Here is a 13,890-nt window from a genome sequence, read left to right as displayed (position 1 = left end):
CGACTTATTTTTGAATCCAGCCATCGACCATTCTGTTGATTGTTCTGATGAGTTCGTCAGCGTGGGCAACCGCTTCCGGCGGGAAGATCATCCGGTACTGGAAATGACTACTCTTACTGTAAACATAGGCCTGGCATTTGAGTGAACTAGGATGATCACACTCCATCAGGAGTTCGTATGGACTGCCGACTCCTTCGATGTAAGTAGTCCGTTGTGCCGCCTCCCAATTAACACCACGTTCCTTTGCCAGCTTGACTTGTTTGTCATAGTAAGCTTGGTCAAGAATCGCGAAATGCACCTCTCTAAGCCCCTTGTATTTCGAGTCGACGATCGTTGGCGGCACAAAAGAGCGATGCTCATATTGAGCAAAGTCACTGATTCCCTGTACTTGGTTTCGGAACATTCTCGTGGGCCGGACGTCTAAAAATGGTATTTCCGCCCTACGCTCCCAGGGTAGATTCGCCATTTCTTCGTCGGAGTAAAACATCCACACAATATTGACCGGAAATCGATCCGGGTTCCGAACGTGCCGGCCAGCCTGCATGTCAAAGATAGTATCCATGCCACTCGAATAACCACCTTGCACCATGTCTGGAAATTGAAAAGTCATCGACAACATCTGCGCCTTAAGCGGTTGATGTGGGTCTTTCGGAATGATCGATGGAGGAAACAATATTTTTGGAACGCGCAAAATCTGCCCGTACCCAAAATCGAATAGGACCGAATTGGTAAGTGTCACCGGTGCATCCAACCGCATCAGCGGCGGTTGCGGACTATCTACGGCATATGCCACTTGATCACCGACGCCCATTCCCAGGACCAGTGCAACACTTACAGCGAAAAACCGCTGGATTAATCTAATGCCCATTCTATTTTCCTTTATCATGACACTCGCTCCAAGGGCGCCTGTATCAACCCGCCACCAATCCTCACTACTTCATCTACCAATAAATTCCTCGGCAATGCATGGGTAATAAACAGCATCGTTACCTTTCCCTTCAATTGATTGATCGTCCCCGCAAAATGTTCGGCGGTCGCTGAATCGAGACTGCTGGTAGCTTCATCGAATACCAGAATCTTCGGCTGTTTCAGCAAGGCTCTGGCAATCGCCATCCGCTGTTTTTGGCCACCGGATAGCCCGACGCCACGCTCGCCGATCTCGGTTTGGTAGGCCTGTGGAAGACGCTCAATAGTGTCGTGAATTTCCGCCATGCGGCAGGCATGGACAACCTGGTCGAAGGTTGCATGCGGATTCGCCATCAACAGGTTGTCGTAGATAGTGCCGGAGAACAGGACGGTCTCCTGCGGCACAACGCCGAAGTAATGGCGTAATTCATTCGCGGAGAGATAGCGGATATCGTTGCCGTCTAATTTGATCTGGCCGTCTGATGGAACATAAAAACCTTGTAATAGCTTGGTCAGCGTGCTCTTACCGGAACCGGAAGGCCCCATGATCGCAATCACTTTGCCGGGGCTGACCTTTAAGCCAAAATTCTGATACAGATACGGCAAATTTTCGCCGTACCGAAAACTCAGATTGTCGATTTCAATGCTCCCCTTGCTCTCACGCAGGCGACTAGGCAGGATCGAATACGGTTCTTTCGGCGCATTCATGATGTCGCCCAGGCGCTGCACCGACATATTCGCCGTTTGAAACTGCTGCCACAAACCGACGATGCGCAGCATCGGTTGCGAGACTCTGCCGGCAAACATCTGGAAGGCGATCAGCATACCGATCGTGAAATCGCTGTTATGCATCACGGTATACGCGCCGACTACCAGGATCATCAACGACATGAATTGTTCGATGCCGTTGGCTACCACGTTATAAGTATTGGCGATCTGCTTCATCCTGAAACCCGCCTGCAGGTAGTCGGCCAGATAGTCGCCGTAGCGTGCTGAGAGTTGCGGCTCCATCTGCAAGCTCTTGACGGTTTCCAGGCCAGACACATATTCGGTAATGAATGCCTGGTTACGCGCACCCAGCAAAAATTGATGATTGAGGCGATCGCGGAACACTGGCGCCATGATTAAACTAAGCACGACGATGGCGCCGATCAGCGACAAGGCAACCAGGGTCAAGGTGACGTTGTAATAGAACATGATGCCGACGAAGATCAGCAAGAACGGTAAATCAAGAATCAACGACACGGCGGCACTGGCGACAAATTCACGAATGCTTTCCACCCCATGCAAGCGTGCAGCGATGACGCCGGTCGGGCGATGTTCGAAATAGCGTGTCGGCAGCTTGAAAAGATGATCGAAAACCGCACTGCCCAGGACGGCGTCGACCCGGTTTCCGGTGTGCAGAACCAGATACTGGCGCACCCACGACAACAGCGCCGAGAACAGCATGAAGACACCCAGGCCGATGGCGATGACAATCAGCGTGCTTTCTGTGCGATGCACTACTACTTTATCGATAACGACTTGCGTAAATAGTGGCGTACCAAGCGCCAGTAACTGAATAATCAGCGAAGCAATCAGCACGTCGCGCCATACGCGCCGGTGCTTGAGAAGTTCGGGGATAAACCAGTTGAAACCGAATTTGCTCTGGGCGGCTTGCGCACCGTCTGGATCCTTGATTATTTTGGCATTCAGCGCGAGTTGGAACACGGTTCCAGCATAGGAAGCCGCGAATTCGTCCTGGGTCAAGGTCTTGGGCGTATTGCTTCCGGCTTCGAACAAGACGACGTTGCCATCATTGATTTGAACGATGATTGCAGGGCGGCTTGTTCTTGGCGCTGGTTCGATATCGACATCGTTAGCCGCTTTTGCCGAGGCATTGGAGAGCTGATTGTCGACCTCCTGGCCATTCATGATGACCAGACATGGTAGATGCAATACAGCTAACGCCTTGCTATCGCAGTCCTTGCGCTTGATCTTGAAGCCTAAAGCACGTCCGGCATGAACAATCGAGTCGGCACCGTAGGGGGGTGGAAATTGCTGTAGCAGCAGATTGCTGTCAAACGGTTTTCCGTTCAACCCACAAAAACTCCCCATCGCCCAGATCACATCATGAACGGAAAACGCATGAGTCGAAGCAGGTTGTTTTCGCCCTGAGACAAGACCTAGGTTGACCAGTTTTAATATTCGACGGCGCATTATTTTTATAAAAAACACTCTAACTACAACATAGAAAAATCACTTGGTTTCGCTATCGGAAATCATGGCGTGAAACCCCTTTTCTTTCACTAGCATTTTTTTCTTGATAAATAACTAAGTTTTAAAACTCCCATGAATCTTGCCAATACCCTCGCGCAGGCCGACCTTGGACAACCATCCCAATGCCACATACGCTCGATCGCAGGTGAGGATATTCGACTTGACGTCAAAGGCTCGTTCTCTACCAGGGTTTCGCACAACTGTCTTCCCGGTAACCACTTCAATGATGTCTACCAATTCGTCGATCCGGGTTCCGTGACCAGATCCGATATTGAGAATTGCAGATCGTCCCGTATATCGCGCTGAGCGAATCAATGCATCCACAACGTCGGATACATGGACATAATCCCTGACAGCAGAGCCATCCCCCCAAATTTCAATTGGTTCGCCGTTGCGAGCCTGTTGCATAAATGCGGCAACTGCCCCTTGAGTCGCGGTCGCCATTTGACGCTCTCCGTACACATTGGACGCACGCAACACAACGTACTCCAGGCCATAAAGATGGCGATAAAGCTCAAGATATTTCTCGATGGCTAATTTGACGATCCCGTACGAGGTGATCGGATTGACAGGATGGTCTTCGCCGATTGGCAGCTGCGTAGACTCGCCATAAACAGTGCCGCCGGAAGACATGAAGATTATTCTCTTAAGTCCGGAATATCGAGCCAACTCCAAAAACTGAACCGTCCCCACCAAATTCGACTCTATGTCGGCAAGGGGATCGTCATTCGATGTTTTTGGAAGTGTGTTGCCAATCAAATGGAAAGCGATATCGCATCCTTGGATGGCATTGGAAAGAAGCTCCTTATCGCCGAAATCGCCATGGATACACTCGATGTCGCCCTTTGACAAAAGGGTAGCAAGAACTGGAGATTGCTTTCTATCAAAAACACGTACGGCATAGCCCTCATCCAACAGACCTTCCACCAAGTCTGTCCCGATAAAGCCAGCTCCGCCTAAGACAAGACATCGCACGATCTTTTCTTTACTCATCGTCGATCATCGCTTTCCTGTTCAACCGAGATACCAGCCAACAATTTGTGGGAAGGCAGAATGTCCTCAGTAAGAATATTCACAAAACCAACAATCTCCTCGACCGCAGCATTGACATCGAAACCTCGATGTCGGTCTGCAATAGACATAGCCTTGGTTGTGCATTCGGATGTTCGGCATAGTCGGTCCAGCATTGTCGCAACGATTTGATCGGTGGCTCCGGCGGGCACCATCAGGCCCGCACCTAGCTGAACGACCCTCTTTGCCGTCATATGCCCTTCAACTAATCGCGGCGACATCAATTGCGGCACGCCTTTCAACAAAAAAGTCGCTACCGTACCTTCCGCCGCATATGACACACAAGCATGCGCACTGCTTGCAAGCTGTTCCAACGCAACAGGTCGAGTCGTAAAGGTGATCCGCGCACTTCGATATTTGTTGAGTCGCTCTTTGTCGAATCCTGGCGCAACGCATACGACACTGGTCCCACTCTCACGCAAACCACCAAGGATTGCGTCGACATGTTCGGTATCGGGTCTCAAGTAAGCAAAAATACGGTGTTCGCCCTCGTCCGGCCATGTAATTACTTCTGCCTTGGGCTGTCCGCGCAGCATACCGATATAACGGACATTGGGTCGCGCACCGTAATGGTCAAGCTCAGGAAACGTGGCCAGCAGGCATGTTTGCGGATCAAACAGATCCCGTAATGCTTGAAGCTTCTTGCCCTTGAATGCTTGTATCACCGTGTTCGCGGTTTCGACGGCAATGGCCTCGGATCTGGCGGCAAGCTCTTGCGTCGCCCATGAGAATCCGGGGAATGGCGGTAACGGATCGGTTGCCGGCGGCAATTCGAAACCATTTCCCAGCAATAAGACGCGTACACCTGTAATACGAGCAGCCATGCAGGCTGTCGGCGAAAAATCCGCGACGATAACATCAGGTCTGAACATCCGGAAAAGATTGATCCAACCTTGTACCAGTCCCCACAAGACGGAATTTTCCGCCCAGCCTTGAGATAGCAAGATATCGGCGTAACCGGTCTGGCGATGACGTAGTTGCCGCCCCTGGGCAAGTATCGGAGCCTGAACAAAAGAAATGTTTGCTGGGCCAAAAACGGCCGCGGCCGTTGGTATATCGCGGACAGCAGCTAATACCGCATGTCCTTGCTCCTTGAGTTGCTCCGCCACTGGCAATAATCGCACCAAGTGCCCCGTGTTTAAGCCGATTTCCCACGTCAACAGGATGCGCTTCATTGGCTCGCTCTAGTACGCTGCAAATGGTCGTCACTCAAATCGTGCGCTGGCAATCCCAGCTCCCGCAAGGCATAGGTCAGCGAATCGTTTGAGAAATGAGAAAGAATTTGCTTGATCAAGAGTTCGGCACCCAACGGCTTGCGATTGAACATATAAAAATTACCCATTCCCTATACAACGCCTTGTACTGTCAGAACGCTACAAAACTAGTTTGTCAATCAGGCCCAACTGCGCCGGCAAGCAAATTGTCCGCAAATCGAATCTGTCGACAATGGTGCGGCGAGCGTTGTGTCTGATTTGTGCATGCGCGCGTGCATCTTCCAGTGCTTCGACAACGCGCTGTGAAATCTCGCCTGATGAAAAAAAGTCGACCAGAATGCCGTTTACGCCATCTCGAATCACTTCTTCCACTGGAGCCGTTCTGGAACCAACGACAAGACACCCCGCCGACATGGCTTCCAGCATCGACCACGACAACACAAATGGGAAGGTGAGATAAACGTGGACGCGCGATATCTGCAGAATCGTGAGGAAAGATGAATAAGGCACTTTGCCAAGAAAGTGGACACGACTGAGATCAATCGCATCTCCCAATTCATCCAGCAAACGCTGCCGAAAGGTCAATCCGCCCGGTAAACCAGGGCCATAGCTGGTTTCATCGCCACCGACTATTAAGACCTGGGCGTTTGGACGTCGAGCCAAAATGACAGGAAGGCTGCGCATGAAACTCGGGAATCCGCGGTAGGGCTCCAGATTGCGCGCAACATAGGTGACTACCTCATCGCCCTGTTGCAAGACAATATCAGTGCCTGGAATGTTAAAACTAGCCTTCTCATTCGGTCTAACCAGTTGGGTATCGATCCCCTCGTGGATAACGCTGATGATGGACTGATAGCGTAGCGGATAGACGGATCGTTGCCACGTTGTCGGACATTGCCCCCAGTCGACCGACTCTAACGCCAGCAGATTGCCGAAGTTTTTGGTTCGCAAGCGTGGCGGCCTATCCGGTGTGGGAGGATCATTCGGATCAAAGCCGACGTCGGCACCGTGCTCTTTATAGAAAAATTCGAAATAACCCAATAATGGCGTATTCGGAAAGACATCTTTCAGATACCAGATTTCTCCCCAACCATTGTGGCCGAGCATTACGTCTGGCACGAACCCGGAATTTTTCAACTCCATCGCAACGCGCGCCACTTCCTGCGCATTTAGTATCCCGGCTTCGGTCTCGCGCAAATATTGATGGATGCCCGGGGTTATAGCTCGCCGGGGCTTGTAGACAATTTTCTTCACACCGGGAATCGATGCGTCCTGGCGCTGGGTAATAAAGACGACTTCGTTGCTTGAAATGGATGCCAGGTGACGGGCAAGATGGAGATATTGGCCAGGGAAATTTTGGTGAACGAAGAGAATTTTCATATGCGTCGTGGGATTAAATTCTCATCGAACTCAGTATTGCAATATGGCAAATATGGGCCGCCGATTTTTGCCGTTTTTAATTAACGCAAACTCGCCTTATTGCTTTGTCAATGATCTGAAAATTCAGATTAAACATCAATCAGACAATCCCCAAAAGCCCGTAAGGATTTCCTTATGGCAACAAAAATTCTTCAATCCATAGAAAACCAGGTGATTTCCGACAGCAGATGCGGCCATCCCTACAGCAATAGCAAGATCTCCTGATACCCAGCTTGCCAGACATTGCTTATCTTTACTCATATTGGCAGATAGAAAAAATGGCCTTGCCCGAAGCAGTCCTAGCCATAATTGGTCCGCACATCTTTGAAGGAAATAGGCATCCTGAATTCGCAATTGGAAAATAAAAGCACGCAATTCCGACATATCGCTACTGGTCACTGTGCCTATATCGGCGCTTCCCATGCGTAAAGTTACCCACATTTTCGTCAACTACCTCGGCAAAAAAAATTCTTGATTTATCTTGAGTACAAGAAAAGCGACGTCGGTTCATTCGCAAGAACAGTCAACCAGTGGCTAAACCGTGTTCGTTCGCGAGATTTGGAAAGAATCCGACAATGCCTTCGCACCAAAAATCCTTTTTCTGCGATATGGGAGAGTGCCGACAAGGAGCTCACCGGTATGTACAGTGACAGTCCATTGGCCATGGCCGTCGCTCTCCCGCCATCTGGCTTTTGTCGGCTATTGCCTGGTCATTTGGGGGGCGTACCGCTCCCCAGATTAAAGCGCAGCATGCATTATGATCACGACGCGCGAGTCGCACGGCGTCGTCAGCAAGCCACGAGCGGCTGCAGTACACTGCCAGGCTTGCCCGTGACGCACCGGAACCGTCTTGGCGACCTGCCCACAGCATCTTATTTTGAGATTTTCTGACTGCTGTACTCCGATCTGCACCGTAAAGAAACTCAAATGTCCTCTATGCGAGACGAGCCTGCCATGAATTTGCTACCCAAGAAGAAAGATTTTTTCCAAGATATCTTCGAACGGTCGGCAACTGCAATGACGATCATCGGCCAAGACAGGATTTTCCTGGCAGTGAACACCGCAGCGCATGCAATCCTCGGATATGAAGCAGAAGAACTGACCGGCAAGCATTTTGCAGACATCCTGCATCCCGAGGATCAGCTTTTGATCCTGAATGCATTTGATGATCGATTGACGCATGAAACGACCGGCGATCTATGCCTTGAGTCGCGCTATATACGCAAGAACGGCCAAATCATCCAACGGACGCTACACCTCTCGCCCGTGCGCGACGCGCATGGCGGGTTCCTGTATTTTTTCGCTCAGCTTATCGACACTAGCGCGCTGGCCTCGCCAAAGAATGGCGGCCTGAGCGAGGATAATCAACAGCGCATATTGTTCGACAATTTTCCATTCCTGGCCTGGCTTAAAGATACGGAAAGCCGCTTTCTCGCCGTCAACCAGCCATTTGCCGACGCCTTCGGCCTCGCAGCCGCCGATGGATTCGTGGGCAAAACGGACCAGGATATCTACCCGCAGGACCTGGCGCAGCAATACCGGGACGACGATCAGGAAGTACTCGGCAGCGGCGACCGGAAGATATACGAAGAAATCATTGAGGTTCAGGGCGTCCGCAAATGGTTCGAAATTTATAAGGCGCCGGTATGGGATGCGGACGGCAAATTGCGCGGCAGCGTAGGCTATGCTCGCGACATCACCCGGCGCAAGGAAACAGAGCAGCATCTGGCGCTGAACGAATTCACCCTGAATCAAGTCAATGACAGCGTGCTACTGATCGATCAGCACGGCCGCTTTCACTACGCCAACGATGCAGCCTGTCGAGCGCTCAATTACAGCCGTGCCGAATTGCTTGGCATGGGTGTACCCGATATCGATCCCGACTGGCCGGCGGCGCGCTGGCCTGAATGCTTCGATCACATCAAAATCCACGGCTCCAAAAAAATCGAAACTCGCCATCAGGCCAAGGATGGACGCATTTTCCCGGTAGAAGTCAGTGCCAGATATTTCGAATACCATGGACGCGGTTACAACGTCACACTGGTGCGCGACATTACCGAACGCAAGCGCACGGAAGAGCTTTTGCATAAGCGAGAACAGGAGTTTCGTGCCCTCGTGGAAAACTCTCCCGACACCATTGTCCGTTACGATCGGGAATGCCGACGCATGTATGTCAATCCGGCACTGACACGTGTCACCGGTATCCCAGCGCAGGAAATGCTGGGTAAAACTCCTGTCGGATTTGAGCTGAATTATGGCGAGACAGTGCAATATCAGCACGCAATACAGCAAGTCTTGCAGAACGGCGTGAAACAGGAAATTGAACTCTTCCTGCACTCCCCCGACGGCAAAACCAGTTGCCTTCAAATCCAGCTGATGCCGGAACGAGCTCCGAACGGGCAAATAGTCAGCGTGCTGGCGCTGGGTCGGGACATCACCGCGCTCAAGGAAAGCGAAATCAGACTGCGCACTCTGGTTGAGAATCTGCCCGATTTTATTGCCCGTTTTGATTTGCTGGGCCGCTATACCTACGTCAATCCATCCGTCGCGAAGGCTTACGGTCGAACCTCCGAACATTTTGTCGGTAAAACGATGCGCGAATTGCATCTGGATCCGGACGGGCAACAGGAGAAGCACATCAAAGAAACCATCCGGCTAGGTGCGCCCCATGCAATCGAAAATAAATGGATGACGCCAGACGGGGAACGCTTTTTTGAAATACGCTTTATCCCCAAAAAGGACGGGCGCGGACAAACCATCGGCGTGCTTGCGATCGGGCGCGACATCACCGAACGGAAGCAGGCGGATGAATTGCTGCTTAAGCGCGAGCAGGAATTCCGTACGCTTGCTGAAAACCTGCCCGATCTGGTCGTGCGATACGATCGCGATTGCCGGCGCACCTACGTCAATCCGGCCTATGAACAGGAAACTGGCATTCCGGCAAGACAATCAATGCATAAAACGCCGGATGCAAAATGGCGGACCGGCATCTCGGGCGAAGAATTCAACGCGACGCTATGTAAAGTCATGGAAACCCAGATTCCTGCACAGATTTTTCTCAGAGGGACCAAAGCGAATCTGCAAACTGCCGATTATGCCTTCCATGTCGTGGCAGAATGCAACCCGGACGGTGAAGTGATCGGCGCGCTAGCGATCGGCAAAAACGTCACCGTCTTGAAAGAAACTCAGCGCCGCCTTGAAGAATCGCAACTACTGCTGCGTCAACTGGCTGCGCACAACGAAACCGCAAGAGAAGATGACCGTCGGCACCTGTCGCGTGAAATTCACGATGAACTGGGACAGTGCCTGTCGGCATTGCGCATGGGCATGTCGTCGGTCCTCGAGCTTCAATACAATGAAGATCATTCCTCGTCGCAAGCAATAATTCAGCGCATGATAACGCTGGTCGATTCCACGATTCAAATAGTACGCAACCTGGTGACGTGGTTGCGCCCGTCAGCGCTTGACATGGGGATTGTGCCTGCGCTGGAATGGCTGGCGGAAGAATTCAACCGTGTGCACCCCGGTATACGATGCATATTGCGCGTGGTTGAAGAGGATATCCATCTGGATGAAAAACGCGCTACCGAAATTTTCCGGATTACACAAGAATCGCTGACCAATATCAGCCGTCATGCGGACGCAACGGAAGTCCAGATTGCATTGGATCGAAAAGAAAGCCATTACCTGCTGGAGGTGCGCGATAACGGCAAGGGATTCGACTCGCTATTACAAAAGAAACAATCGTTTGGCCTGATTGGCGTCCGCGAGCGGGTGCTGATGCTGGAGGGTAACGTTGAAATTTCCAGCATGCCGGATCAAGGAACAATCATCAGAGTAGGCATTCCCATCCACGCACACAGCGTATCGACAGATTCGTGATGCAGTTGCTGATTGCCGTAGATAGCGCCCGAATCAAAAGCAAGCAATCATTGCTGGAAAAGCAAAACGGCCCAAAGAGGGCCGTTTTGCTTGGATCTGGCGGAAGCGGTGAGATTCGAACTCACGAACGGGATAAACCGTCGCTAGTTTTCAAGACTAGTGCCTTCAACCACTCGGCCACACTTCCTGAGAGGTCGTAATTATACCAATTTTGCAGAAAATTAACGATACCTGACGCGCTTTTTCCCGGAATTCACCCAGATTGGGCAAGGAAACAGCTCAATCCAGCAAGAACACTTGCTGCAGATCGTTCAGGAAGCGCCGGCCCAGTTCGGTCGGCCGGATGATCTTGTGATCACGGTACAGCAAGCCCTTGGCTTCCGCCTGGTTCAAGGATTTTTCTATCGTATTGAGTGCAAGTCCGGTACGTTCGCTGAACAGGTTCACCTCAAAACCGTTATTCAGGCGCAGCGCGTTCAGCATGAATTCAAAACCCAGGTCGTCGCGGCCGATTTCGGTTTCTTCCTGCACTACGTTGCCCAGGCGGCTGTGCTCCAGGTAAGCCTTGGGTTGCTTGTAGCGCATCTGGCGGATCACGCGGTGCGGGAACGACAGCTTGGAATGGGCGCCGGCGCCGATGCCGAGGTAGTCGCCGAACTGCCAGTAATTCAGATTATGGCGTGCCTGGCGGCCGGCTTGCGCATAGGCTGACACTTCGTAATGTCCATAGCCGGCGGCGCTGGTGTGGGCGCTGATCATGTCCTGCATTTCGGCGCTGGCGTCGTCGTCCGGCACTACCGGCGGATACTTGGCGAAGTAAGTATTCGGCTCCAGCGTCAGGTGATAGAGCGACAGGTGCGGCGGTGCAAAGCCGATGGCGGTAGCGACGTCCTGCTGCGCCTCTTCCAATGTTTGCGACGGCAAGGCATACATCAGGTCGAGGTTGAAATTGTCGAAAGTCGCATGGGCGATCTCGACCGCGCGGCGCGCTTCGCCATCGTCGTGGATGCGGCCCAGCGCCTGCAGGTGGCGGCCGTTGAAACTCTGGATGCCGATCGACAGGCGGTTGATGCCGCTGTTGCGGTAGGACTTGAATTTCTCCACCTCGAAGGTGCCGGGATTGGCTTCCATCGTGATTTCCGCGGCGCCGTCCAGCGGCAGCAGGGAACGCACATCCGACATCAGGCGGTCCAGTCCGGCCGCCGACATCAGGCTGGGCGTGCCGCCGCCGATAAAGATCGTGTAGATCTTGCGGCCCCAGATCAGCGGCAGCGACGCTTCCAGGTCGAGCCGCAAAGCCGCCAGGTATTCTTCTTCCGGAAAACCGCCCTTGGCTTCATGCGAATTGAAATCGCAATACGGGCATTTCTTCACGCACCACGGGAAATGGATATACAGCGACAGCGGCGGCAAGGCGCTCAGGCTGAGCGCGCCCGGCTGCAGATACGCCAGCGCGGCCTGGGCGGCGGCGGAAGGTTTGTCGGCGGCCTGACTTTTAGCTTGCCCCGGCATGCCTATCGGTTTGATCGGGATCATCGCAGCTTTTCAACCAGGGCACGCAGCGCCTGGCCGCGGTGCGAAATGGCGTTCTTTTCGGCTGCGCTGAATTCAGCCGCGGTCTTGCCCTGCTCCGGCAGCAGGAAATACGGGTCGTAGCCGAAACCGCCGGCGCCGCGCGGCTCATCGATGATGACGCCGTTCCAGCGGCCGTCGGCGATCACCGGCTGCGGATCGTCGGCATGGCGCACGAATACCAGCACACAATAATAATAGGCCGATTTGTCGGCGTGCGGCGCCAGCTCGGCGACCAGCTTGCGGTTGTTTTCTGCATCGGATTTCGGCTCGCCGGCGTAACGCGCCGACAATACGCCGGGCGCGCCGCCCAGGGCGTTGACGCAGACGCCGGAATCGTCGGCCAGCGCCGGCAAGCCGGTCAGGCGCGCAGCGTGGCGCGCCTTGGCAAGGGCGTTTTCGACAAACGTCAGGTACGGCTCTTCCGCTTCCGGAACATCGAATTCGCCTTGCGGGCGGACCTCAAAGTCGATCTGCGCCAGCAAAGAGCTGAATTCTTTTAACTTGCCGGCGTTATTGGAGGCCAGGACCAGGGTGCGTGACATGAGCAACTCGAAACAAGATAGGAGAAAGCCGGTACTTTAGCACCGGTAGAAATTGACGTCGGACCAGCGACTAAAACGAATTAAGCTACGCGCTTGCCCAGGATCACCAGGTCGCGCTCGATGCCGTCCAGCGTGGCGACGCGCGGCATATTGGCCCAGCGCTCGAAACCGAAGGCGTCGAACAGCTTCAGGCTCGGCTGGTTATGGCCGAATACGAAACCCAGCAAGGTATGTACGCCGAAACTCGGGGCGCGCTCGATCGCCACCCCCAGCAGGTAACGGCCCATGCCCTTGCCGCGCGCGTGTTCGTGGATGTAGATCGACAGCTCGGCGGTGCCGGCATAGGCCGGGCGGCCATAAAAGTCGGAATACGACAACCAGCCCAGGATGGCCGGCTGGCCGTCTGCGCCCTGCTGCTCCACCACCCACAGCGGCCGGCGTTCGGCGTTGTGGTGGTCGAACCAGCCTTGGCGCGACGCCACCGTGACCGGCTCGGTATCGGCGGTCACCTCGCGCGAAGCGACGGTGCTGTTATAGATAGCGACGATGGCCGGCAAATCCTGCTGGCCGGCGATCCTGAAACTGTAGTTCGTCTGATTCATCGAGATGCTGCTGGTGTTGCCAGCCTTGATAACTTAATAAGTATGGGTGGGGCGCGCCGAGCCCAAGGCCGAGCCGAGCACTTCTTCGATCCGCTTGCGCAGACGCTGGCCGCTGTCGTCGTCCGGGAAATGCACGCCGACCCCCTGCGCCTTGTTGTTGTTGGCGTTCTTGGGCGTGATCCAGGCCACCTTGGCGGCGATCGGGTACTTGGTGCCGTCGTCCATCAGGCTCAGGATCAGGTAGATTTCATCGCCCAGGTGATAGCTCTTGTTGGTCGGCACAAAGATGCCGCCATTGGTCAGGAACGGCATGTACGCGGCGTACAGGGCCGATTTTTCCTTGATCACCAGCGACAGGACCGAAGGCCGGGACAGTTTGACCGGTTCAGCCGGGATTGTGGTGTTTTCAGCCATCTTCAT

Annotated in this window: 11 protein-coding genes and 1 tRNA gene; 1 reads left to right on the top strand and 11 read right to left on the bottom strand. The window is 53.4% G+C overall.

Features of this window, described 5'->3' with window-relative positions; genetic code table 11:
* Positions 1-4: 4 nt before the first annotated feature.
* The 6 genes from CFU_RS09455 to CFU_RS24415 all read right to left on the bottom strand — a co-directional run bounded on the left by CFU_RS09455 (position 5) and on the right by CFU_RS24415 (position 7,253).
* Positions 5-886, bottom strand: coding sequence for a hypothetical protein (locus tag CFU_RS09455; protein ID WP_041741636.1), 882 nt, complete (start codon positions 884-886; stop codon positions 5-7).
* Positions 883-3,105: a peptidase domain-containing ABC transporter gene (locus tag CFU_RS09450; RefSeq protein ID WP_041741634.1), complete on the bottom strand. Its 2,223-nt coding sequence runs from the start codon at positions 3,103-3,105 to the stop codon at positions 883-885. Before CFU_RS09450 ends, CFU_RS09455 begins: the two co-directional genes overlap by 4 nt.
* A 114-nt stretch (positions 3,106-3,219) precedes the next feature.
* Entirely contained in the window at positions 3,220-4,158 is a 939-nt protein-coding gene (locus tag CFU_RS09445; RefSeq protein ID WP_050808529.1) for an NAD-dependent epimerase/dehydratase family protein, read from the bottom strand.
* The gene (locus CFU_RS09440) at positions 4,155-5,411 is read right to left on the bottom strand and encodes a glycosyltransferase (RefSeq protein WP_014005813.1); all 1,257 of its coding nucleotides are present in this window, start codon (positions 5,409-5,411) and stop codon (positions 4,155-4,157) included. The genes CFU_RS09445 and CFU_RS09440 overlap by 4 nt, the downstream gene beginning before the upstream one ends.
* Before the next feature lie 198 nt (positions 5,412-5,609).
* The gene (locus CFU_RS09435; protein WP_014005812.1) at positions 5,610-6,830 is read right to left on the bottom strand and encodes a glycosyltransferase family 4 protein; all 1,221 of its coding nucleotides are present in this window, start codon (positions 6,828-6,830) and stop codon (positions 5,610-5,612) included.
* 135 nt (positions 6,831-6,965) lie between these two features.
* Positions 6,966-7,253: a hypothetical protein gene (locus CFU_RS24415; RefSeq protein WP_238531422.1), complete on the bottom strand. Its 288-nt coding sequence runs from the start codon at positions 7,251-7,253 to the stop codon at positions 6,966-6,968.
* Positions 7,254-7,823: 570 nt separating this feature from the next.
* Here CFU_RS24415 and CFU_RS23260 point away from each other — a divergent pair.
* Complete coding sequence (locus CFU_RS23260; protein ID WP_050808528.1) at positions 7,824-10,751, top strand: PAS domain-containing sensor histidine kinase; 2,928 nt, start codon at positions 7,824-7,826, stop codon at positions 10,749-10,751.
* A 97-nt stretch (positions 10,752-10,848) separates the two neighbouring features.
* Here the strand turns inward: CFU_RS23260 and CFU_RS09425 are convergent.
* The 5 genes from CFU_RS09425 to CFU_RS09405 form a co-directional block, all read right to left on the bottom strand.
* Positions 10,849-10,938, bottom strand: a tRNA-Ser gene (locus tag CFU_RS09425).
* A gap of 92 nt (positions 10,939-11,030) precedes the next feature.
* Positions 11,031-12,287 (bottom strand): radical SAM family heme chaperone HemW, encoded by a 1,257-nt coding sequence (hemW, locus tag CFU_RS09420; RefSeq protein WP_014005810.1) that lies wholly within the window; start codon positions 12,285-12,287, stop codon positions 11,031-11,033.
* Positions 12,284-12,868 (bottom strand): RdgB/HAM1 family non-canonical purine NTP pyrophosphatase, encoded by a 585-nt coding sequence (gene rdgB / locus CFU_RS09415; protein ID WP_041741633.1) that lies wholly within the window; start codon positions 12,866-12,868, stop codon positions 12,284-12,286. The genes hemW and rdgB overlap by 4 nt, the downstream gene beginning before the upstream one ends.
* Before the next feature lie 80 nt (positions 12,869-12,948).
* Positions 12,949-13,470 carry a GNAT family N-acetyltransferase gene (locus CFU_RS09410; protein WP_014005808.1) on the bottom strand — a complete coding sequence of 174 codons (522 nt, stop codon included), beginning with the start codon at positions 13,468-13,470 and terminating at the stop codon, positions 12,949-12,951.
* A gap of 33 nt (positions 13,471-13,503) precedes the next feature.
* Positions 13,504-13,884, bottom strand: coding sequence for a PilZ domain-containing protein (locus CFU_RS09405; protein WP_041743208.1), 381 nt, complete (start codon positions 13,882-13,884; stop codon positions 13,504-13,506).
* Positions 13,885-13,890 lie beyond the last annotated feature (6 nt).

The sequence above is a fragment of the Collimonas fungivorans Ter331 genome (genome assembly GCF_000221045.1).
In the GTDB taxonomy this organism is placed as follows: domain Bacteria; phylum Pseudomonadota; class Gammaproteobacteria; order Burkholderiales; family Burkholderiaceae_D; genus Collimonas; species Collimonas fungivorans_A.
The sequence above is the reverse complement of the archived record's forward strand: the minus strand, read 5'-3'. Positions and strand labels throughout refer to the sequence as shown.